This is a genomic window from Streptomyces spinoverrucosus (assembly GCF_015712165.1).
In the GTDB taxonomy this organism is placed as follows: Bacteria; Actinomycetota; Actinomycetes; order Streptomycetales; family Streptomycetaceae; genus Streptomyces; species Streptomyces spinoverrucosus_A.
In genome coordinates this window covers 1-21,160 of record NZ_JADPZX010000003.1, presented here as the reverse complement: position 1 = coordinate 21,160, position 21,160 = coordinate 1, and the positions used below count along the sequence as shown (strand labels likewise).

Sequence of the window (21,160 nt, the reverse complement as noted above, 5' to 3'; positions counted from 1 at the left end):
GGTCACGCCTGCTGGGACTTTCCACTGCCACTCACGGTTATGTGATCTGGGTCACCAAAGAATCCGTAAAGGACGTGTTAAAACTGCGCAACCCCGCACGGGCTTGCCCCTCTGCCCCTCTGCGGAGTGCCGGCACGCGCCGGCAGCACGACCAACGTGATCACGGTCCGAGTCCGCGGCCCGTGCCACCGCGGGTCGCCGATCGGACAACGGCGTTCGCTCAAAGACCGCACACTCTACCGGCGCATCCTCCCCGAGCGCCGGTCCTGCGCCACCGAGGTAGCCATAGTGTCTCTCGACGCATTCACTGACTCCGTCGACAAAGCAGTCAGCTCCTTCTTCGAACCCATAGCCACCTGGCTCGGCGAAGTCGTCTTCTACGCAGTCCCCGTCGGTGGGACGGATCTGCCCCTCATCGTTGCCTGGCTCGTCGTCGCCGGTCTGGTCTTCACCGGCTGGTTCGGGTTCGTGCAGATCCGCAAGTTCCGGCTCGCCGTCGACGTGGTGCGAGGCAAGTACGACGAGAAGGGGTCGGCCGGCGAGGTCAACCACTTCCAGGCCCTGACAGCGGCCGTCTCCGGCACCGTCGGACTCGGCAACATCGCCGGTGTCGCCGTCGCGGTCTCCATCGGTGGCCCCGGGGCGACCTTCTGGATGATCCTCTGCGGTCTGCTCGGCATGGCCACCAAGTTCGTCGAGGTCACGCTCGGCGTGAAGTACCGCGAGGTGCACGCCGACGGCACCGTCTCCGGCGGTCCGATGCACTACCTGCCCAAGGGCCTCGCCGACCGCTTCGGCAAGAACGGCAAGACCCTCGGCAAGGTCCTCGCGGTCCTCGCCTCCTTCATGGTCCTGTTCTTCGGCCTCTTCGGCGGCAACCTCTTCCAGGTCAACCAGTCCTACGCGCAGCTGGTCTCCGTGGCCGGCGGTGAGGACGGCGCGATCGGCTCCTCGACCGGCGCCCTGTTCTTCGGCATCCTGATCGCCGCGCTCGTCGGCATCGTGCTGCTGGGCGGCATCCGCTCCATCGCCAACGTCACCAGCAGGCTGGTCCCGGCCATGGCCGGCATCTACATCGCCGCCTGCCTGGTCGTCATCCTGGCGAACGTCACGGCCGTGCCCGACGCCGTGGCCTCGATCGTCGAGGGCGCCTTCAACCCCGAGGGCGTCGCCGGTGGTGTCCTCGGCGCGCTGATCATCGGCTTCAAGCGGGCCGCGTTCTCCAACGAGGCCGGTCTCGGCTCCGCGCCGATCGCGCACTCCGCGGTCAAGACCAAGCACCCCGCCAGCGAGGGCCTGGTCGCCCTGCTGGAGCCGTTCATCGACACCGTCATCATCTGCACCATGACCGCCCTCACGATCGTGATCGCCAACCCGGCCAGCTGGGCCGAGGCGCGCGCGGGCGAGTCCATCGGCGGCGTCACGATCACCTCCGACGCCTTCGGCACGGTGCTGCCCTGGTTCCCGTACATCCTCACCGTCGCGGTGATGCTGTTCGCCATCTCGACGGTGCTGACGTGGGGCTACTACTGCCTCAAGGCATGGACGCACCTGTTCGGCCGCAGCAGGGCCAGCGAACTGACCTTCAAGGTTTTCTACACGCTGTTCGCCGTCGCGGGCTCCCTGCTCACGCTGCAGACCCTGATCGACATGGCCGACGCCGTGCTCTTCATGCTCGCCGTCATCAACATCATCGGCCTCTACCTCCTCGCCCCGGTCGTCAAGCGCGAGCTGAACTCCTTCCTGGAGTTCGTCCGCGCCCGCAAGACCGGTGAAAGCGGCGAGGCCGACGAAGACCCGGAGCCGGTGAAGACGACCGTCTGACCGCCTCCCACGGTCCGGCTCCTCGGGGGTAACCCGGCCAACGGCCGGGTGAGGGTCCGCATACGCTCCGCGCCTTGCGTATGCGGACCCTCTCGCCTGCGAACCAGCGGGTGGGAAAGGGCTCCTGCGACATCGCGGGACGCCCCTTACGGCGCGGCGAGTTACGGCGCGGCGAGCGCCCCAAGGCGAACGCAAGGTGTGCCGGGAAGTCTGGTCGGCGATCAAGGGACACGTCTGTCCGCACGGTTCGAAGCCCCGGAGGCCCCATGTCCGACGCCCCGCGTCAACGCCGCACCTTCCTCGGCCTGCTGCCCCTGCCCGAGCGCACCGCCGTGACCGAGGCCCTGCGGACCGAAACCGTGGGCGGCATGGTGCTCCTGGCGGCAGCCCTGGTCGCGCTGGTGTGGGCGAACAGTCCATGGCGCGGCCTGTACGAGCAGGTCAGCGACTTCCACTTCGGGATATCCGCGCTGGGGCTGGATCTGTCGGTGCGGCACTGGACGGCGGACGGGCTGCTCACGATCTTCTTCCTCGTCGCGGGAATCGAGCTCAAGCGCGAACTGGTCGTGGGCGAGTTGAAGACTCCGGCGACGGCCGCGCTCCCCGTCGTCGCCGCTCTGAGTGGCATGGCAGTGCCTGCGCTCGTCTACGTGGCCACGAACGCGGCCGGAGCGGGCAGCTTCCACGGCTGGGCCGTGCCGATGGCCACCGACATCGCCTTCGCCCTCGCGGTCCTCGCGGTCCTGAGCACGCATCTCCCCGCCGCACTCCGGGCCTTCCTGCTGACCCTCGCCGTCGTCGACGACCTCGGTGCCATCCTCATCATCGCGATCTTCTTCACCAGCGACCTGAACCTGGCGGCCCTCGCGGGCGCCTTCGCCGGACTGATCGTCTTCTACGTCCTTCAGCGGCTCCGGGTGCGCGGCTGGTGGTGGTACGTCCCCCTGGGCATCGCGATCTGGGCACTGATGTACAACGGCGGTGTCCACGCGACGGTCGCGGGCGTGGCGATGGGCCTGATCCTGCGGACCACCCGGGACAAGGGAGAAGACGCCCCGCCCGGCGAACGCACCGCGCACCTGCTGCGGCCGGTCTCGGCCGGTGTCGCCGTCCCGCTCTTCGCTCTCTTCGCTGCCGGGGTGAGCGTGTCGATCCCGGCCCTGGGCGAGGTACTGACACGCCCCGAACCGCTTGGCGTGACGCTGGGGCTGGTCGTCGGCAAGACCATCGGCATCTTCGCCGGCACCTACCTCGCGGCCCGCTTCACCAAGGCTCGGCTCAACCCGGACCTGGCCTGGGCCGATGTCTTCGCCCTCGCCGTCCTGGCGGGCATCGGCTTCACCGTCGCCCTGCTCATCGGCGAACTCGCCTTCCCCAGCCCGGCGGACGCCGAACGGATCAAGGCCGCCGTCCTTGTGGGCTCGGTGGCCGCGGCCGGCCTCGCCGCGCTGCTCGTCAGACGCCGCAACGGGATCTACCGCCGGCTGTACGAGGAAGAGACCCGCGACGAGGACGCCGACGGCATCCCCGACATCTATCAGCGCCGGAACCCGCAGAGCGTGTCAGCGTCCTCGCCGGACGCGTCCGGCGGTCAATGACCCCTCAGGCGGCGGGCGAGCGGGGATCGCGGCCACCTGCCTCCGCAGATGTCCGGCGCAGATCTTCCTCCGTCACCACCCTGCCGATACCGGTGCCCCCGGGCCGCCGTCCCCATGACCGTGGTACCGCAACAGCAGCATCGCCGCATCGTCGTGGGGCGGCCCGGCGGCATGCCGGACCAGGTCCTCGCGCAGGGCGTCCAGCGCGCTCCGGGCATCGACGTCCTTCAGCAGGTGCGCCCGCTCACCCAGCGGGTAGAAGGCGCCACTGGCGTCCCGGGCCTCGGTGACACCGTCGGTGTACAACAGCAGCTGCTCCCCGGGCACGAACGGCACCCGGTACGGCTTCGGCCCCTCGCCACCGTGCGCGGCCAGCCCCAACGGCAGCGCGTAGGCAGGGGGCTTGGGAAATTCGACCGTGCCGTCGCGGCGTACCAACATGGGTGCTGGATGCCCGTAGTTGAGGAAGACCGTCTCATGGGCCCGACCCACCTCGACGAGGATCGCGGTCACGAACTTCTCGCCCTCCAACTCCCGGGCGACGCTGCGCTCCAGTCGTTCGCCGAGCGCCACCAGGTCGGGCTCGTCGTGTGCGGCCTCCCGGAACGCGCCGAGCACCACGGCCGCGGTCTCCACCGCGGCCAGCCCCTTGCCCTGCACATCGCCCACGATGACCCGGATCCCGTGCGGTGAGGCGACCAACTCGTACAGATCGCCGCCGATCCGGGCTTCGGCGACCGCCGACGTGTACGACACCGCGGCCTGCAGCGGCCCCGCGGTCAGTGGCACCGGCCGGAGCAGGACCCGCTGGGCCACCTCCGCGATCGAGCGCACGCTGGCCAGCTCGGCCTCCCGGCGGCCGCGCATCACGGCGGCGGCGACGCCCGCGGCCGTCACTCCGGCCACGGACGCCATCGCCGTCAAGCCCCGGCGGCTGTCGAACAGTCCGTCGTACAGCCCGAGTCCGACGCACAGCACCAGCGCCGCCAGACCGATCAGAGCCGTACGCCGCCACCCGCCGACCAGTCCGGCGAACGCGGGTCCCAGCGACACCAGCGGCACGAAGCCGACCTCGGGTCCGGCGACGACGTCCACGACGGCCACCACCGCCATCACCCCGACCGGCAACCAGGACAGCACCGCGAAACTGGTCTGCGGTCTCTCTGCGGCCATGCCTGCTCCCACGGTGTCGCAACACTTGAGAGCCGCCTTCCCCAGGCACCCCTCCCCATTTCCAGACTATGCAAAAGATGCGGGTGCGGTGCGTTGTGTCGTCGCCCCCGTCAACTGCGCGCCTCGACGTGGTCCTCCCGCTGCTGCGGGACCGAGCTCGGCTGCTTGTCCGGGATGCCGGCGAGGTCGTCCACGTCGAAGGCGCGGGCGATGGGCACGTCGGTGGAGCTGTGGGCGACGATCGAGAAGGCGATGCACACCGCGATCAGGGTGAACGCCTCCTCGGCCTGCGGGATGCCGGACTGCAGTACCAGCAGGCCGTAGACCACGGAGGCGAAGCCCTTGGGCCCGAACCAGGCCGCCACCAGCCTCTCCTTGCGGGAGAACGACGTGCCGACCAGGGAGAGCAGCAGAGAGGCCGGGCGGATCAGGACGATCGCCAGGACGACCGCCGCATAGCCACCGAAGGACAGGTCACCGAAGAGCTGCGGAGTCAGCAGGGCGCCGAAGACCAGCAGCGCCGCGAACTTCGCCAGCTCGGCGAGCGCCTCGCCCAGCGGCTCGAAGGCGGCCTTCGCCTCTGGCGAGAGGTGCACGACGGCGGCGCCCGCCGAGAAGGCGGCCAGGTAGGGGTTGGCGTGGGTGAGGTGGCAGGCCGCGTAGAGGATGATGCCCGTGGCCAGCGGCAGCAGGGGCTGCAACTTCGGCTCCGCGCCCAGCAGTTTGAAACGCACCAGCCAGTTGACCAGCAGCGGCAGGGCGATGCCGAAGACCAGGCCGAGCAGCAGCTCCAGAGCGATCGTCCCCGGGGAGGCTTCGGCACTGTCGGCGGCCGGGCCCGCGGCGGCGATCAGGACGAGGACCACCGGGAGGGCGAGACCGTCGTTGATGCCGCTCTCCACATTCAGCAACTGGCGCAGCTTCGCGGGGACTTCCCTGCGACCGACGATGGCCGAGGCGAACACCGGGTCGGTCGGCGCCAACACGGCTCCGACAAGGAAGGACGTCGTCCAGTCCAGACCGACCAGGAAGTGGGTCACCAGCGCCATGAACACGAACGCGAGCGGCATGCCCAGGCCCAGGGCGCGCGTCGGGTTGCGCCAGTTGGCGCGCAGCTTGGGCAGTGAGACGTGCATGCCGTCGGTGAACAGCACGGCGAAGAGCGCCAGGTCGGCCGTCACGGACACCAGTTCACTGTCCGGCGTGATGTGGATCAGGCCGAGGAACCCGTCACTGACGAGCGCGCCACCGGCCAGGAAGAGGAACGAGGTGGACAGTACGGTCCGGGCCGCCAGGCCGGACAACAGCACCGCCACCAGCAGCGCGACACCGAACACCGCGACCAGCACCATGACGGGAACCCCCGATTGTAAGAGAGATCAATCCCTGCTCGCCGACCAGGCTTCCCGGCACACCGCTGGGCACCTTACATGTTCTTGATGCGCCTTTGACAGGTCGTTGACGCGCACTCGAGGCGAACCGTCGTTGCCGGTTCCCGGCAAGGACAGGACTGCCGGTGGCCCCGGCGGATCACAAGGGGCGTGCCCGCAGCGGGTCGACGGCGCGGGTGACAGGTACGCCGCCGGCGTGATCGTCGCCCCCACGCTCAGGGCCCAGGCCACGAGCGTCAGCAGGTGGGCAGGCCGGTGGCGGCGTCCAGAAACGTCCGCATGACCCGGCCCCCTTCTTTCGTCATCGACCTGCACGAGTCGTGATCGGTGACGCACCGCTCCACAGGTTCCGGTGCCGGGCACCTGCCGGTGTTCGGCACCGGAACCATCCGCCGTGCTCCCCACGAGCCATGCTGCACGGACAGGCCACTCCCGCGCATTGCCGGTACCTGGCAGCGTTTACTAGTGTCTGCGTGCCGGTGGGCCGCTAAGAAACCATCACCGGCGCGTCAAGAATGCGGGGGACGACATGACGGACCGGGAGATACCGGAGCAGTATCTGGACGGATATGCCCGCATCCTGGCCGAGGTCGCGGTCACCGGCAGGCGTCTCACCCGTGACGAGATCGCCTCCCGGCGTGTCCTGGGCGAACAGGCCGCTGACGCCGGTTACGGCCTGCGTGCTCTGATCAGCGCGCATCTGTCGGCGGCGCGCGCGGCCTGGCCGGCCACCCCCGGCACCGCCGACGGCGCACTCACCGCCGTGCAGCAGGTCGTCGACGCCTTCGCCGAGGGCTACGAGCGCGCCCAGCGCCTGGCGGTGCGCCAGGAGGAGGCAGCGCGCCGGGAGTTCATCGACGACCTCCTCTACGGCCGCAGCGACCTGGGCCGCCTGGCCGAGCGCGCCGAACGCTTCGGCCTGCGCCTGTCGCACGCCCACGCGGTCGCCGTCGCCCAGGGCCCGGCCGCCTACGACGAGGGCGACCCGGTGCCCCGGCAGGTGGAGCGCGCTCTCATCGCCCGTTTCGGCGACCGCAGCATACTGCTCACCACCAAGGACGGCCGGCTGTTGTGCATCGCCCCCGGCCACCAGGACGAGGTCCTCGCCCACTTCGCCAAGCAGGCTCACGCCGCCACCGACGGCGGCCGGGTCGCCATCGGCCGACCCCAGCCCGGCCCCGGCGGCGTCGTCCACTCGTACGAAGAGGCACTCAACGCCCTGGAGCTGGCCGAACGCCTGGGCCTGGGCGACCCGGTGCTGCGCGCCGCCGATCTGCTCGTCTACCCCGTGCTCACCCGTGACCGGCAGGCCATGGCCGACCTGGTCGTCGACACCCTAGGCCCGCTCACCACGGCCCGCGGCGGCGCCCAGCCCCTCCTCGACACCCTCACCGCCTACTTTGATGCCGGCTGCGTGGCTGCCGAGGCCGCCCGACGCCTGTCGCTCAGCGTGCGCGCCCTGACCTACCGGCTCGAACGCATCCACAAGCTCACCGGCGCCGATCCGTCCGACCCCGCGCACCGGTACATGCTCCAGACGGCAGTAATCGGCGCCCGTCTGCTTGACTGGCCCGCCAAGAAACTCTGAGGCGGTTCAGCCACGCCTGGCGGTCACGGCGAGCGCCGACACTTCGGCCACTCCATGTCCGTCTCACCTCAGTCGGAAGGCTGCAAGGGGACTGCGGGCCAGTTGAGCAGGCGCGCTCCCAGCGTGGCGGTCTGCAGGGAGTAGCGCTGGTCGGGAATGGTGGGGTCGTAACCCGTCAGGGCGCGGACGCGGGCGATTCGGTAGGCCACGGTCCGGACGCTGATGCCGAGGCGTCGTGCGGTGACGGTGTTGGTACAGCCGCTGTCGAAGTACGTGGTCAAGGTGCGCAGGAGCGGGTCCGGCCCGCCACGGGCCTGCTCAAGACCCCCGAGCACCGTGGCCACCAGGTCGGTGATCGCCGCTCTGTCCCGGCCGAGCACCTGGAACACCAGCAGGTCGGACGCGTGGATGACGGGGCGGGTGACGGCGAGGCGGTGGGCGAGGTCGAGGGTCTCGCGGGCTTCTCGGTAGGAGCGGACGACACCGTTCGCTCCCGGCCGGGAGCGGCTGACGGCGATCTGTGGCTGCCGGGCGACCGAACGCTGAACGTGCTCAGCGAAGTGGTAGGCGGCAGTCGTGCTGCTTCCGGCACAGATGCAGATCAGCCTTCCGTCCTTGGCGGCGACCAGGCTCTCCCAGGCGCCGCGCCCCGAGGCCATGGCCTCTTCGACGTACCGGGTGGCAGGGTCTGCCGCGCGGAAGGGCGCCTCGGCCCGCGCCACGACGACGCGGTGCGGACCGACGAACCGGAAGCCGATGCGGTGGGCCTGCTCCGCCATCCGGCCGAGGTCGCCGGCGCCGTGCAACAGTTCGTCGAGGAAAGCGTGCCTGATCTCCTCTTCCCGCCGGATGGCCGCCCGGTGAGCGGCCTCGTAGCCCTCGGTGAGCGTGATCGCGACGTCCCGGATGGGCCGTAGTACGTCCGCGGGGATCGGCGCAGAGGCGGGGCGATCCCGTGCCGCGGACGGTGAGCAGGTACGGCACAAAGCGCCCAGGTACGTGTCGATGAGTTCCCGCAGCGGGATGCCGTTGTCAGCGGCGTGAGCCGCAGCTTCAATCAGTCGGGCGCGGTCCTCGGCGTCCAGATCGCCTGTCCGCACCAGGGTCCGGGCCAGCAGCTCCTCATGGGGCGGTCCGCCCCGTGTCCCTGCGGAGAAACCGCTGCCGGCAGCCATCGGGTCCACCCCTTTTGTCCGCTCGCGGAGCTTCGAGCTTACCTTCCCTTTGCCGACCCCCGGCAAGGTGGCGGACCTCCAGATGTCCGCCGATGTCTCAGTGGGACCCGTATCCGCGCAGGTCAGCTGGGTAATCCGCAATGTAGGGTCCCAGCGTCAGGAACCAGGGGGTACCACACCCGTGCCCCGAACCCGCTCCACCGGTCCCGTCCGGAGGCTTGCCGCAGTCCTCCTGACAGCGCTCGGCTGCCTGCTCGCTGCCCCGGCGATGAGCGCGGCCCAGACGCCGAGCGTGCTGCTCACGCGGGTCGACGGAACCATCACCCCGGTCGTCGCCGACCACCTGGAGGACGGACTGCGCCTCGCCGAGCAGGAACGCCACGCGGCCTACGTGATCGAGATGGACACCCCGGGCGGGCTGCTGCAGTCGACGCGGGAGATCGTGCAGGAGTTCCTGGCCTCCGACGTGCCCGTCGTCGTGTACGTCACTCCGCCCGGCGCCCGAGCGGCGTCGGCCGGCGCCTACATCGCGATGTCCGCGCACGTCGCCGCCATGGCGCCCGGCACGCACATCGGCGCCGGCACGCCCGTGACCGGTCAGGGAGAGGAAGCCGGCGACAAGGTGGTCAACGACGCGGTCGCGTTCGCCGTGTCCATCGCCGAGCAGCGGGGCCGCAGCACAGACTTCGCCCGGGACATGGTGCGCGAGGGCACGTCGGTGTCCGACCGGGAGGCCGTGCGCGCCGACGTGGTCGATCTCGTGGCACCGTCGCGCGAGGCCCTGCTCACCGAGGTGGACGGCCGCCGCGTCGTCGTCGGCTCGCAGGGCGAGCCGCGTGAGGTCGTCCTGCACACGGCGGGCGCCCGGTTCGTGGAGCACGATCTCGGCTTCTTCGGAGAGGTCCGGCAGTTGCTGGCCAGCCCCGAGCTGGCGTTCCTGTTCCTCTCCGTCGGAACCCTCGCCGTGATCTACGAACTCGCGTCCCCGGGCGTGGGCGTCGGCGGCGTCATCGGGGTGGTCCTGCTCGTGCTCGGGTTCGTCGCGCTGAGCGTGCTGCCCTTCCATGTCGGCGGTCTGCTCCTGCTGATCCTGGCCGGAGCCCTGTTCGCCGCGGAGGTGCTCACGCCCGGGGTCGGCGTCTTCGCCGCGGGCGGGACGGTGGCCCTGGTGTTCGCCGGGATCCTGCTCTTCCGCGGTGAGCTGGGCGTCGATCCGGCGGTGATGTGGCCGACCGCCGTGGTGGTGGGCGGCGGCTCGGTGCTCGCCGGGCGACTTGCCTGGCGGGCCCGGAAGGCTCCACCGACCACCGGGCACGAAGGACTGCTCGGCCGCGAGGCAGTCGTACGCCGGGTGGACGGCGAGCGGGGCCAGGTGCTGCTCGACGGCGCGTGGTGGGCCGTCCGCGGCCGCGCGGCCCTCGTCGCCGAAGGACAGCACGTCCGCGTCGTGGGCCTCGACGGCCTCGACCTGATCGTCGAGAGCGCCGAGGCAGCCGACGACGGACCGCACACCACACCGGAGGACGGATCATGAATTCAGGACTCATCGGCATCGTCATCGGAGCAGCCGTCCTGCTCATGCTCCTGATGGCCGCGGTGAAGATCGTGCCCGAGTACGAGCGCGGAGTGATCTTCCGTCTCGGCCGGATCATCGGCGCCAAGGGACCGGGGCTGTTCGTCATCATTCCCGTCGTCGACCGCATGATCCGCGTCTCCCTGCGGACCGTGACCATGGACATCCCGCCGCAGGACGTCATCACCAAGGACAACGTCACCGTACGGGTCAACGCCGTGACCTACTTCAACGTCGTCGACCCCAACCGCTCCGTCGTGGCCATCGAGGACCACATCAAGGGCACCTCGCAGATCGCCCAGACCACGCTGCGCAGCATCCTCGGACAGGTCGACCTCGACGAACTGCTCATCAAACGCGACGAGATCAACCAGCGGCTCCAGCGCATCATCGACGAGGTCACCAACCCGTGGGGCGTCAAGGTCACCCTCGTCGAGGTCAAGGACGTCGAACTGCCCGAGGCCATGCGACGCGCCATGGCCCGCCAGGCCGAGGCCGAGCGCGATCGGCGCGCCAAGGTCATCCACGCCAAGGGCGAGTACGAGGCCGCCGAGACACTGGCGGACGCCGCGGACCGGCTGGAGGGCCACCCCGCCGCTCTCCACCTGCGGATCCTGTCCACCATGGCCGAGATCTCCGCCGAGCGGAACTCCACCCTGATCTTCCCGCTGCCGATGGAGATCTTCCGCCTCGTGGACATGCTCCGCCGACCCCAGACCCCCGCCGGCACCGAGAAGACGGACGCAGAGAGGCTCGCCATGGACAAGTCGTAGCGCCCTCGAACCCCGTCGGCCCGTTCCCAGCCCGCTCCCTCAAGGCTTCGAGGAGGTTGGCATGAACCCCGAGATGGACGAGGAGCGCGTCCTCGCACAGCTCGAAAGACGCCTCGCCCAGGACGATCCCGTCCTGGCCGCGACCATGGACGCGCTCAACGAGCAGTTCCCCGACGAGCCCGAAGCACAGCCCGCCGACAGCGAAGAGGTGAGGGAGAAACAGCGCCATTGGCGGCGAACCGCCGTCACGGTCTGCGCCGTCATCGCCTTCCTGGGTCTCTTGCTCACCGCGGTGCTCAGCACCAATCCGCAACCGGTCGACAAGGACCCGCCGCCCCAGAAGGGCCTGGTGCCGGGCTCGGTACACACCCAGCGCCGCGCCCCAACGAGGACAGCGCCCCGCCGGTGCCGCCCGGAGCCGGGCGGTGGACGACTGCCCACCGACCTACCGGCGGCATACCCAGGGGGAACTCGTGCGCGCACGTGATCTCGCAGAGTCATACGTCTCGGTCAGCACGGAGTCCGATGCCATCGAGGCGGTACGCCTGCCGGTGGATCGGCGCCTGCCCGGGCTTGTGGTGACGGACTGCGCGGGGCAGCCGTACGCCGCCCTGCCCGCCGGCGTGATCGACGAGCCGCACGCCGACCGGCTCTGCCACGCCCTTCGCGGGCGTACGGTCGCCGACTGTCTCCTCGTGGGTCGGCCCTTCCTGCCGACCGCCGACCCCGACTGGACGGCCGTCGAACTCGCGGAGTTGATGGCCCGCAGCCGAAGCCCCCTCGTCGCGATGGTCGAACGGCCGACCGGGGAGCCCGCACGACTCCTCGGCGTCGTCACGGCCACCAGCCTCCTCGAACACCTGCTCAAGACCGTCTGACCGCACGCACCGCCCGAAAGGCAAGCGACCGCATGCCCCACCGCAACGGCAAGCCCCGGACATTCCTCGGCCGTCTTCCGCTGCCGGAGCGCACCTTCGTGGCAGACGCTCTCCGCACGGAGACCGTCGGAGGCATCGTGTTGCTCGCTGCGGCGGCTGCGGCGCTGGTCTGGGTGAACACCCCGTTGCGGAACTCCTACGAGGCGGTGCGGGACTTCCACTTCGGCATCGGAGCGCTGGGCCTGGACCTCTCCGTGGCGCACTGGACGGCGGACGGGCTCCTGGCGCTCTTCTTCTTCGTGGCCGGGGCCGAGCTCAAACGTGAACTGGTCGTCGGGGAACTGCGCGATCCCAGGACGGCGACCGTGCCGGTCGTCGCGGCACTCAGCGGTATGGCCGTACCCGCCCTCCTCTACGGAATCGTCGCCACGGCCAGAGGCGGCACCTGGAACGGGTGGGCCGTCCCCATGGCCACGGACATCGCCTTCGCCCTGGGCGTACTCGCCGTGATCGACACCCATCTGCCCTCCGCGCTGCGCGCCTTCCTGCTGTCCTCGCGATCGTCGACGATCTGGGCGCCATCATCGTCATCGCGCTCTTCTACACGTCATCCATCAACCTCCCGGCTCTTCTGGGCGCCCTCGTCGGGCTCGGCCTCTTCTTCTTCCTGCACACGCGAAAACACATACGCGGCTGGTACTGGTACGTCCCATTGGCTCTGGTCATCTGGGGCCTGACCCACGCCAGCGGCGTCCACGCCACGGTGGCCGGGGTCGCGATGGGGCTGCTGCTGCGCGTGGCCAAGGACGGAGAGGTGGGACACCGCCCGGCCGAACACATCGCCCACCTGGTCCGGCCGATCTCCGCGGGAGTGGCCGTGCCGCTCTTCGCTCTGTTCGCGGCCGGAGTGAGCGTGTCCGGCGACACGCTCGAAGCAGTGATCATGAGCCCGGAGCCGCTGGGTGTGGCGCTGGGGCTGGCGGCGGGGAAGGTCCTGGGCGTCTTCGGCGGTACGTACCTCGCCATCCGTTTCACCCGTGCCGAGCTCGGTCCCGGCCTCGCGTTGGCGGACGTACTCGCCCTGGCCATGCTGGCCGGAATCGGCTTCACCGTCTCGCTGCTGATCGGCGAACTGGCCTACCCGGACCCGGCGGAACAGGAACAGATCAAGACCGCGGTCCTGCTCGGATCACTCACCGCCGCCCTCGTGGCATGCCTCCTGCTGAGGCTGCGGAACAACAAGTACCGGCGGCTGTACGAGGAGGAGACCGCCGACAAGGACGCCGACGGCATACCCGACATCTACCAGTCCGAAGACGCCGCACTGCACGGCGGCGACCCCTCTCCCGAAAACCCGCACGCGAACCGCCCGCACCGGAGCGGCAGACCCGGCAGTCCCTCAAAGGCCGACGGATGACAGGTCGGCAGGAGACAGTCATGAAGAACTCACTACCCGTCGGACGGGTTTCCGGGGTCCCTCTGCGGATCCACTGGACGGTACCGCTGCTGGTGTTCCTGTTCGGCTACGGCCTGGCGGGCGGGACGCTGCCCGCCTGGCTCCCGGGACGGTCCACGACCGCCTACACGGTCGCCGGGCTCGTCGGCGCCCTGTTGCTCCTGCTGAGCCTGCTGGCGCACGAGTCGGCGCACGCCGTCGCGGCCCGGCGCAAGGGCATCCCCGTCCACAGCGTCACGCTCTGGGCACTCGGGGGCATGACGGAGATGGAGAAACCAGCCGCCCCGGGGGCGGCCTTCCTCGTGGCCGTGAGCGGACCGCTCACCAGCCTGATCGCCGGTGGCGCGGCGCTCGGCGCAGGCGCGGGACTGAGCGCGGGACCGGGCTGGCAACTGCCCGCGGCCGTGCTGGTGTGGCTGGGCTGGGCAAACCTTCTGCTGGGAGTCTTCAACCTCCTGCCCGCCGCCCCGCTCGACGGCGGACGGGTCGTGCAGGCCGTGATGTGGTGGCGCACCGGGGACCGCGAGCGGGCCGAACGGACGGCCGGCCGCAGCGGACAGATCCTCGGCATCCTGCTGATCGTCCTCGGCTGGCTGCTGTTCCTGCGCGGCGCCTGGAGCGGACTGTGGCTGGCCCTCATCGGCTTCTTCGTCATGATCGCCGCCAAGGCCGAGCTGCAACAGACGTCCCTGACCTCCGCACTGAGGGGGCTGCGAGCCGCCGACGCCATGTCCAGCCCCGTCGAGACCGCCCACGACTGGATCACCGTCCAGCGCTTCATCGACGACCCCGCGATCGACGCCCGCCACTCGGCGCTGCCCCTCCTGGACTTCGACGGCAGCCCCAGCGGCGTGCTCCAGCTGTCGCAGCTGACCCGGATCCCGGTGCCCCAACGGGAGACACTGCGCCTGCGCGACGTGGCAACTCCCCTGTCCCAGTGCACCACCTGTGCGCCGGGCGACCTCCTGGAGGAGGCCCTCAAGCAGCTCCGCCCACCGGGCGGCCTGCCGATCCTCGTCCTGGACGGCCGCCACCTCACGGGCATCATCACCGCACACGACATCGTCCGCCTCACCCAGCGCCGCCGACTGCGCAGGAACGGGGCCGGATGAGCACCGCATGGCGCCACGGTCGTCGCCGGCCCCGCGGCGACGGACCCGTATGGAGTACTTGGGCCGTTGCTCTCGCGCGCCGTCCACTCGCCCGCGGCGCCCGGTGAGTGCCACGGCCGCCATCTCCCTGTGGCAGGTTCGAAGGGTGAACGTGACGCGCGGTAGTCGACTGGTCACGGTAGCGTGCCAAGCACTGGCCGAGAGAACGTGCAGCGGCGGGCCGACCGGACAGTAGGGCCACAACCAGGGTTCTCTTGGTGCTTGCCAAGGCCCTCGCTCGCGTCACGACGGTATCGACTGCGCTTTGACGCAGCCGGACGAGAGTCTGGGAGGACCAGATGGCCGTAGAAATCCAGCCCCTCCTCAAGCCCTCGCGGCTCAGGCGCCGGGCAGGTCTGTTGGGTGAATGCCTCTCAGAGTTTCTCGGAACCTTCGTTCTCATCAGCTTCGGGTGTGGTGTGGTCGCGATGGCGGTCGCGGGCCTGCCGGGTTCGGGTCGCACCTCCGGGCCCACCACGTTCTTCCTGGGTGCCGGAGACTGGCTGCTGATCACCTGGGGCTGGGCCATGGCGGTGGTCTTCGGCGTGTACGTGGCCGGCGGGGTCAGCGGGGCTCATATCAACCCGGCCGTGACACTGGCGTTCGCGGTACGCCGGAAGTTCCCCTGGGCCAAAGTCCTCCCGTACATGGCGTCGCAGGTGGTGGGAGCGTTCGCCGGGGCCGCTCTGGTGTACGGGGTGTACCACGACGCGATCAACACGTACGACGCCGCCGCGGAAGGCCCGAAGACGAATGGTCACACGCTCGCGTCCTTCTCCATCTTCGCCACATTCCCGGCGCCGTACTTCCACGGTGGCATCTGGGGACCGCTGTTCGACCAGATCGTCGGCACCGCGTTCCTGGTGATGTTCGTGGTTGCCGTCATCGACCTGCGCAACACCGCGGTGAGAGCCAACCTCGGTCCACTGATCATCGGGTTCGCCGTCGGCGCGATCGGCATGTCCTACGGTGCGAACGCCGGCTACGCCATCAATCCCGCCCGTGACCTCGGCCCGCGCCTGCTCACCTGGGCCGCGGGCTGGCAGGATCTGGCGATGCCGGGCACCTCGTCCGGTGCCTTCAGTAACTATTTCTGGATCCCCATCGTCGGTCCGCTCGTCGGCGGCGTCATCGGAGTGCTGGTGTACGACCTGTTCATCGGTGACGTCCTTCACCTGCGTGCCGGCGCACCACCGGAGCCCGGTCGGACGCGGCCCACGACTGCGGACGAGGAGTAGCCGTTCCACCGCCGGGTCCGGTGTGTGCCCGCCAGGCGGCAGACGATGTAGATCGTGAACGAGATGGTGGTGACGTAGGGGCTGATGGGGATGCTGCTGCCGAGGGCGAGCAGTATCCCGCCCTCGATCGAGGCCATCGCGAAGATCATGCTCAGTACGGGCAGCAGCACGGGGGATGCGGTGATCCGGGCCGCCGCTGCCGCGGGGGTGACGAGCAGGGTGAGGACCAGCAGTGCCCCGACGATCTGCACCGACAGGGCGACCGCGAGGCCCAGCACGATCATGAAGGCGAACGACAACGCCCGTGTCGGCACGCCACGTGCCTCGGCCACCTCCGGGTCGGCGCTGGCGAAGGCGAGCGGCCGCCACATGACGGCCAGCGCCACGAGCACCACGGCGGACGTGCCGAGCAGCCAGGACATCTGCGGGGTGTCGACGGCGACGATCTGTCCGGTGAGGATGCCGAACTTGTTCGCCGCCCGGCCCTTGTACAGGGCGAGGAACAGCACGCCCAGCCCGAGTCCGAACGGCATGAGGGTGCCGATCACCGCATTGCGGTCCCGGGCACGGGAGCCGAGCAGGCCGATCGCCCCGGCCGCGATCAGCGAGCCGACGATCGAGCCGGCCACGATGTTCGCGCCCAGCAGCAGCGCGGCCGAGGCGCCGGCGAACGACAGCTCGCTGATGCCGTGCACCGCGAACGGCAGGTCCCGCATGATCACGAAGACCCCTACCAGGCCGCCGACCAGGCCGAGCGCGGCGCCGGCGATGAGGGAGTTGCGGACCAGGGCGAGCAGTTCTCCGTAGTTGTCGAAGTTGAAGATCTGCTGCCAGATCCCCTCGGCGACAGTCATGGCCGTGCTCCGTGCGGCGGTTCGGGGTGGTGCGGTGGCTCCGCCGCTTCGTCGGGGACGCCCACGACGGTGATCCGGTCCCGTACGCGGACGACGTCGACCTGTGTGCCGTACAGCTGGGACAGCGATTCGGAGGTCAGTACCTCGTCCGGGGTACCGACCCGGAAGCTGCCGCGGGCGAGGTAGAGCACGCGGTCCACCAGTCCCAGGACGGGGTTGATCTCGTGGGTCACGAAGACCACGGCGGTGCCGTGGGAGCGGCGCCGTGCGTCCACGAGTTCCGTGACGGCTCGCTGGTGGTGGAGGTCGAGGGAGAGCAGCGGTTCGTCGCAGAGCAGGATCCGGGGGTCGGTCGCGAGGGCCTGCGCGATGCGCACCCGCTGCTGCTCACCGCCGGAGAGCAGGCCGACGGGGACGTCCGCGTACGCGGCGGCTCCCACGGACTCGAGGACTTCGTCGACCTGGCGGCGTACCGCGCTCGTTCGCAGCCGGGGTCCGAAGGCGTGGCCGTCGATGCCGAACCGGACCAGGTCGCGGGCGCGCAGCATCGCGTGGGCGGGCAGCGTGGCCTGCTGGGGGACGTATCCGATGTGCCGGCTGCCCTTGCGGGGCAGGTGTCCGAGAACCGTCAAGGTGCCGGTGGCCAGCTGCCGTTGGCCCAGCAGGGCGCGGACGAAGCTGGTCTTGCCGGATCCGTTCGGGCCGAGCACGGCCAGGAACTCCCCGGGCCGCACGTCGAGGTCGAGGTCCCGCCACAGCACACGGTCGCCGTAGGCGAGCGCCGCGCCGCGCAGGCTGATCACCGCAGCGTCCGCGCCACGATCCTCGACGCCGACCTCGCGGGCACGGGGCAGGGAAGCCACGGTGGCCTCACTTGCCCAGCGCGCTCGCGAGCGCGTCGACGTTCGCGGTCATCCAGCCGATGTAGTCCTTGCCCTCGGGCAGGGTCTCGGTGACGGGGACGACAGGGATCCCGGCGGTCCTGGCCGCCTGCTCGACCTGCTCGGTCTGCGGGCCGGAGGTCTGCTCGTTGTAGACCAGCGCGTCGACCTTCTTGCCGGTGAACAGTGCCAGCGTTTCGCGCAGGGCCCTCGGGGAGACGTCGTCGCCTTCCTCGATGGCCTCGCTGAACTCTTCCGGTGTCTTGTTGACCAGGCCACTCGCCTCCGTCATGTACAGCGGCACGGGCTCGGTGATGGCCACCGGATCACCTCCGTGGTCGGCCTTGATCCGTGCTTCCTTCGTCTGAAGCGGTTCGAGCTTCGCCTTGAAGGTCTCGGCGTTCTTCGTGAAGGTGGCCGCGTCGTCGGGGGCCGCCTTGCCCAGGGCCGTGGCGATCCGGTCGGCAAGCTTGGCGGCGGTGGGGAAGTCGTACCAGACGTGCTCGTTGAGCTCCCCGCCCGCCGGAGCGGTCTTCCCGGAGACCTCGACGGCGTTGATCACCTCGGCGGAGGAGTTGTCGCTGCTCTTCAGCATCCGACCGATGAAGTCGTCGTAACCGCCGCCGTTTTCGATGACGACCTTCGCCTTGGACAGCGCCAACTGGTTCTGGGTGTTGGCCTCGAAGGAGTGCGGGTCCTGGTCGGGGTTGCTGATGATCGACGTGACCTGAACCTTCCCGCCGCCTATCTGCTCGGCGATGTCCCCGTAGACGTTCGTCGAGGCCACCACCGGAACAGTGGACGAGGCGGCGGGGTTCTGCGCAGCGCCGCCGCCTCCGGGGTCGGACGAGTCGCCGCACCCCGCAAGGAAGACCAGGAAGACACCGACTGTAAGCGACGCCGGAAGTCGGCGCGAGGACGCACGCATGGATCCCTCCACGACGAGGTGGGTTGTCCGCCGGGCTCGACCTGCCCGGCCTCGGCATCACGCTAGGTGGAAACGAATGTCAATAACACCTTCCAGCCATTTCATATGACAATCATTGCCGAGTCTTGCCCGTTCGTCGCTCCGACGGGCCGCCCTCGGAGTCGAGCCGCCTCCCGTGGCTGGTGCACCATGCCCGCCGTGGGACGACAATGGACTTACCGCGTCGAAGACGGCTGATCCGCTCCGCGGAAGGAGACCACGATGCATCCCGCCGCTCTCGCAGGTGCGGTCGTGGGCCGTATCGCGCACTACGCCTTGTCCGGAACCGCCGGCGTCCTGGTTCTGCGCGGGGCCGCCAAAGCTGCGCCCAGGGCGAAACCGGCCGCCCGCAGGCTTCTGGTCAGCGGCATCGCTGGTGGCATCACGACCGGGCGACGGCTCGGGGAGGCCGCCGAGGAAGCCCGCCTGAAGGCCGGAGACCTGCTGGCGGAGGCCAGGGAGCAGCTGGGCGAGGAGGCACGGCCCCCCTCGGCGGTCGGGGTCGAGGGACACGACCACGATCACGAGCACTGACAGGTCACGAGCGCTGAGAGGCGATCGCCATGTCCGCACCCGGCGACGTTCCCGTGCCCGGTTCCGGCTCCCCCGCAGGTCCTGCACGTAGCCCGGTTCCAGGCCCGGCCTCCGATTCCGGCGTGGTGGTGCGCTCCGCCGCAGCGGGCCGCGTCAGGCTGACGGTGCCCTGGCTGCGGGCGCGGCCCGGCTGCGCCGGGATCGTCGATGAGCGGTTCACCGATCTTCCGGGTTTCCGGGCCCTGCGTATCTTCCCGCGCACCGGTGCCGTGATCGTCTGGGTGCAGCCCGATCTGCTCGACGTGGACCGGCTGGTCGCCGCCCTCGACGAGGCACCGCCGCCCGGGGTGCCCGCCAGGGCCAGCCGGTCCGTGCCCGACTCCTCCACGGGGGAGGTCGCGCGGCTGGTGGTCGGCGGTGCGGTGCTCGCCCTGGTGGGAGTACGGCGCCTGCTCGGCCGGCCCCCGTGGACGCCGGCCGGCTCGGCGGGCTTCCTCGGCGCGGTCACCGTCTTCACCGGGTTGCCGTTCTTCCGTGGCGCCGCACGCACCCTCGGCGGCCGACGCCACGCGGGCACCGATCTGCTGGTGACGACAGCGACCGTGATCTCACTCGTGCTGCGCGAGAACGTGGTCGCCCTCATGGTGCTGTGGCTGCTCAACATCGGTGAGTTCCTGCAGGCCATCACCCTGCGGCGGACCCGGCGCGCCATCGAGGAACTGCTCTCCATCGGCGAGGAGCGCGTCTGGCTGGTCCGCGACGGCGTCGAGGTGGAGGTCGACCTCGCCGAGGTCCGGGCCGGGGACGTCGTCGCGGTGTACGAACACCACCGCGTCCCCGTCGACGGCACCGCCGCCTCCGGCGAGGCCCTCGTGGACCAGGCCGCGATCACCGGCGAGGCGCTCCCGGTGTACGTCCAGCCCGGCAGCGAGGTGTACGCGGGCACCCTGATCACCAACGGATCCCTGACCATCCGGGCCACCTCGGTCGGACAGGAGACGGTCGTCGGCCGGATCATCACCCGGGTCGAGGAGGCGCAGGCCGACCGGGCCCCGATCCAGACCGTCGCCACCGCCTTCACCCGCCGCTTCGTGCCCGTCTCGTTCGCGCTGGCCGGGATCACCTATGTGCTGACCCGGGACGCCAGGCGGGCGATGACCATGCTGCTGATCGCCTGCCCCTGCGCCGCGGGCCTCGCCACCCCGACCGCGATCAGCGCCGCCATCGGCAACGGCGCCCGCAGGGGCACCCTCATCAAAGGCGGCACCCACCTGGAAGGAATCGGCCGCGTCACCGCCGTCGTCTTCGACAAGACCGGCACCCTCACCCTCGGCCGCCCCCTGGTCACCAGCGTCGTCACGCTCGACGAGACGGTCACCGCCGACGAGGTGCTCAGCCTGGCCGCCTCCGGCGAGCTGCACGCACGCCACCCGCTCGCCGAAGCCATCGTCCGGCGCACCGAGGAACAGCACCTGCACATCCCCATCCACCAAGCCTGCGAGGTCGTCCTCGGTATGGGCGTACGCGCCGAACTCGACGGCACCCGCCTGCTGGTGGGCAGTCCCGCCCTGCTGCGCCGCCACGGTCTGGAGCTGTCCGAGGTGGCCCTGGAGTGGACGAGCCGACTGCGCGCCGGCGGCGAGACCGTCATCTGCCTCGCCCACGACGACAAGCTGATCGGCATGCTCGGCCTGTCCGACGCGGTTCGCGGTGGCGCCGACACCGTCGTCCGCCAGCTCACGGACCTCGGAGTGACCCGCATCGTGCTGCTGACCGGCGACGCGCCCGAGACCGCCCAGGCCGTGGCCGACGCACTCGGCATCACGGAGGTGCACGCCCACGCCCTGCCCGAGGCCAAACTCCAGCTGATCCGCGACCTCCAGGCCGAGGGGCACAGCGTGGCGATGGTCGGCGACGGCACCAACGACGCCCCCGCCCTGGCGCTCGCCGACGTCGGCATCGTCATGGGCGCCCACTCCTCCCACGTCGCCCTGGAGACCGCCGACATCGCCCTGGCCGGCAACGACCTGCGCAATGTCGCCGCCGTCGTGGAACTCAGCCGGCACACCCTGCGCGTCGTACGGCAGAACTACACCCTGTCCATCG

General features: G+C 70.2%; 17 protein-coding genes and 1 pseudogene. 12 read left to right on the top strand and 6 right to left on the bottom strand.

The annotated features are described in order from the left end of the window. Positions 1-288 precede the first annotated feature (288 nt). Together I2W78_RS37595 and nhaA (I2W78_RS37590) are read left to right on the top strand one after the other, a co-directional pair. Positions 289-1,824, top strand: a complete 1,536-nt coding sequence (locus tag I2W78_RS37595; RefSeq protein ID WP_196465244.1) for an alanine/glycine:cation symporter family protein — start codon at positions 289-291, stop codon at positions 1,822-1,824. A gap of 266 nt (positions 1,825-2,090) precedes the next feature. Next, positions 2,091-3,422 carry a Na+/H+ antiporter NhaA gene (nhaA, locus tag I2W78_RS37590; protein ID WP_196465243.1) on the top strand — a complete coding sequence of 444 codons (1,332 nt, stop codon included), beginning with the start codon at positions 2,091-2,093 and terminating at the stop codon, positions 3,420-3,422. A 72-nt stretch (positions 3,423-3,494) separates the two neighbouring features. Here the strand turns inward: nhaA (I2W78_RS37590) and I2W78_RS37585 are convergent, their stop codons facing one another. Next, positions 3,495-4,595, bottom strand: a complete 1,101-nt coding sequence (locus tag I2W78_RS37585; RefSeq protein ID WP_196465242.1) for a PP2C family protein-serine/threonine phosphatase — start codon at positions 4,593-4,595, stop codon at positions 3,495-3,497. 110 nt (positions 4,596-4,705) lie between these two features. Beyond that, the gene (locus tag I2W78_RS37580) at positions 4,706-5,947 is read right to left on the bottom strand and encodes a cation:proton antiporter (RefSeq protein WP_196465241.1); all 1,242 of its coding nucleotides are present in this window, start codon (positions 5,945-5,947) and stop codon (positions 4,706-4,708) included. Between the two features lie 568 nt (positions 5,948-6,515). On the opposite strand from I2W78_RS37580, the gene I2W78_RS37575 reads away from it, so the two are divergent. After that, on the top strand, positions 6,516-7,574 hold the full coding sequence (locus I2W78_RS37575; RefSeq protein ID WP_196465240.1) for a PucR family transcriptional regulator: 1,059 nt from the start codon (positions 6,516-6,518) through the stop codon (positions 7,572-7,574). A 68-nt stretch (positions 7,575-7,642) separates the two neighbouring features. On the opposite strand, the gene I2W78_RS37570 is transcribed toward I2W78_RS37575, so the two are convergent. Further along, a complete protein-coding gene (locus I2W78_RS37570) occupies positions 7,643-8,749 on the bottom strand; it encodes a PucR family transcriptional regulator (RefSeq protein ID WP_196465239.1) in 1,107 nt (368 codons plus the stop codon). Between the two features lie 181 nt (positions 8,750-8,930). Here I2W78_RS37570 and I2W78_RS37565 point away from each other — a divergent pair, with 181 nt between their 5' ends. The 7 genes and pseudogenes from I2W78_RS37565 to I2W78_RS37535 all read left to right on the top strand — a co-directional run bounded on the left by I2W78_RS37565 (position 8,931) and on the right by I2W78_RS37535 (position 15,818). Beyond that, a complete protein-coding gene (locus I2W78_RS37565; protein ID WP_307784037.1) occupies positions 8,931-10,283 on the top strand; it encodes an NfeD family protein in 1,353 nt (450 codons plus the stop codon). Next, positions 10,280-11,095 (top strand): slipin family protein, encoded by an 816-nt coding sequence (locus tag I2W78_RS37560; protein ID WP_230887082.1) that lies wholly within the window; start codon positions 10,280-10,282, stop codon positions 11,093-11,095. The genes I2W78_RS37565 and I2W78_RS37560 overlap by 4 nt, the downstream gene beginning before the upstream one ends. 61 nt (positions 11,096-11,156) lie before the next feature. Further along, entirely contained in the window at positions 11,157-11,582 is a 426-nt protein-coding gene (locus I2W78_RS37555) for a DUF3040 domain-containing protein (protein ID WP_196465238.1), read from the top strand. Beyond that, positions 11,569-11,973 carry a CBS domain-containing protein gene (locus tag I2W78_RS37550; RefSeq protein WP_196465237.1) on the top strand — a complete coding sequence of 135 codons (405 nt, stop codon included), beginning with the start codon at positions 11,569-11,571 and terminating at the stop codon, positions 11,971-11,973. The genes I2W78_RS37555 and I2W78_RS37550 overlap by 14 nt, the downstream gene beginning before the upstream one ends. A gap of 32 nt (positions 11,974-12,005) precedes the next feature. Beyond that, positions 12,006-13,390 (top strand): annotated as a pseudogene (gene nhaA, locus I2W78_RS37545) (Na+/H+ antiporter NhaA). A gap of 20 nt (positions 13,391-13,410) precedes the next feature. Next, positions 13,411-14,541: a site-2 protease family protein gene (locus I2W78_RS37540; RefSeq protein WP_196465236.1), complete on the top strand. Its 1,131-nt coding sequence runs from the start codon at positions 13,411-13,413 to the stop codon at positions 14,539-14,541. Between the two features lie 338 nt (positions 14,542-14,879). Further along, positions 14,880-15,818, top strand: coding sequence for an MIP/aquaporin family protein (locus I2W78_RS37535; protein ID WP_196465235.1), 939 nt, complete (start codon positions 14,880-14,882; stop codon positions 15,816-15,818). Here the strand turns inward: I2W78_RS37535 and I2W78_RS37530 are convergent. From I2W78_RS37530 to I2W78_RS37520, 3 genes are read right to left on the bottom strand one after another with little or no spacing between them, the layout of a single operon-like run. Then, a complete protein-coding gene (locus tag I2W78_RS37530) occupies positions 15,752-16,672 on the bottom strand; it encodes a metal ABC transporter permease (RefSeq protein ID WP_230887081.1) in 921 nt (306 codons plus the stop codon). The genes I2W78_RS37535 and I2W78_RS37530 overlap by 67 nt on opposite strands. After that, on the bottom strand, positions 16,669-17,535 hold the full coding sequence (locus tag I2W78_RS37525) for a metal ABC transporter ATP-binding protein (RefSeq protein ID WP_374222750.1): 867 nt from the start codon (positions 17,533-17,535) through the stop codon (positions 16,669-16,671). The genes I2W78_RS37530 and I2W78_RS37525 overlap by 4 nt, the downstream gene beginning before the upstream one ends. A 7-nt stretch (positions 17,536-17,542) precedes the next feature. After that, positions 17,543-18,481, bottom strand: a complete 939-nt coding sequence (locus I2W78_RS37520) for a metal ABC transporter solute-binding protein, Zn/Mn family (protein ID WP_196465234.1) — start codon at positions 18,479-18,481, stop codon at positions 17,543-17,545. A gap of 261 nt (positions 18,482-18,742) precedes the next feature. Here I2W78_RS37520 and I2W78_RS37515 point away from each other — a divergent pair, with 261 nt between their 5' ends. Together I2W78_RS37515 and I2W78_RS37510 are read left to right on the top strand one after the other, a co-directional pair. Continuing rightward, a complete protein-coding gene (locus I2W78_RS37515) occupies positions 18,743-19,054 on the top strand; it encodes a DUF1490 family protein (RefSeq protein WP_196465233.1) in 312 nt (103 codons plus the stop codon). Between the two features lie 122 nt (positions 19,055-19,176). Next, positions 19,177-21,160, top strand: a 1,984-nt coding sequence (locus tag I2W78_RS37510; RefSeq protein WP_307784036.1) for a heavy metal translocating P-type ATPase, incomplete at its 3' end; no start/stop codon positions are given.

Excerpts from the sequence above, each read along its gene's own strand:
- nhaA (WP_196465243.1), top strand. The coding sequence starts at position 2,091 with ATGTCCGACGCCCCGCGTCAACGCCGCACCTTCCTCGGCCTGCTGCCC.
- I2W78_RS37585 (WP_196465242.1), bottom strand. The coding sequence starts at position 4,595 with ATGGCCGCAGAGAGACCGCAGACCAGTTTCGCGGTGCTGTCCTGGTTG.
- I2W78_RS37580 (WP_196465241.1), bottom strand. The coding sequence starts at position 5,947 with ATGGTGCTGGTCGCGGTGTTCGGTGTCGCGCTGCTGGTGGCGGTGCTG.
- I2W78_RS37575 (WP_196465240.1), top strand. The coding sequence starts at position 6,516 with ATGACGGACCGGGAGATACCGGAGCAGTATCTGGACGGATATGCCCGC.
- I2W78_RS37570 (WP_196465239.1), bottom strand. The coding sequence starts at position 8,749 with ATGGCTGCCGGCAGCGGTTTCTCCGCAGGGACACGGGGCGGACCGCCC.
- I2W78_RS37560 (WP_230887082.1), top strand. The coding sequence starts at position 10,280 with ATGAATTCAGGACTCATCGGCATCGTCATCGGAGCAGCCGTCCTGCTC.
- I2W78_RS37555 (WP_196465238.1), top strand. The coding sequence starts at position 11,157 with ATGAACCCCGAGATGGACGAGGAGCGCGTCCTCGCACAGCTCGAAAGA.
- I2W78_RS37540 (WP_196465236.1), top strand. The coding sequence starts at position 13,411 with ATGAAGAACTCACTACCCGTCGGACGGGTTTCCGGGGTCCCTCTGCGG.
- I2W78_RS37535 (WP_196465235.1), top strand. The coding sequence starts at position 14,880 with ATGGCCGTAGAAATCCAGCCCCTCCTCAAGCCCTCGCGGCTCAGGCGC.
- I2W78_RS37530 (WP_230887081.1), bottom strand. The coding sequence starts at position 16,672 with ATGACTGTCGCCGAGGGGATCTGGCAGCAGATCTTCAACTTCGACAAC.
- I2W78_RS37520 (WP_196465234.1), bottom strand. The coding sequence starts at position 18,481 with ATGCGTGCGTCCTCGCGCCGACTTCCGGCGTCGCTTACAGTCGGTGTC.
- I2W78_RS37515 (WP_196465233.1), top strand. The coding sequence starts at position 18,743 with ATGCATCCCGCCGCTCTCGCAGGTGCGGTCGTGGGCCGTATCGCGCAC.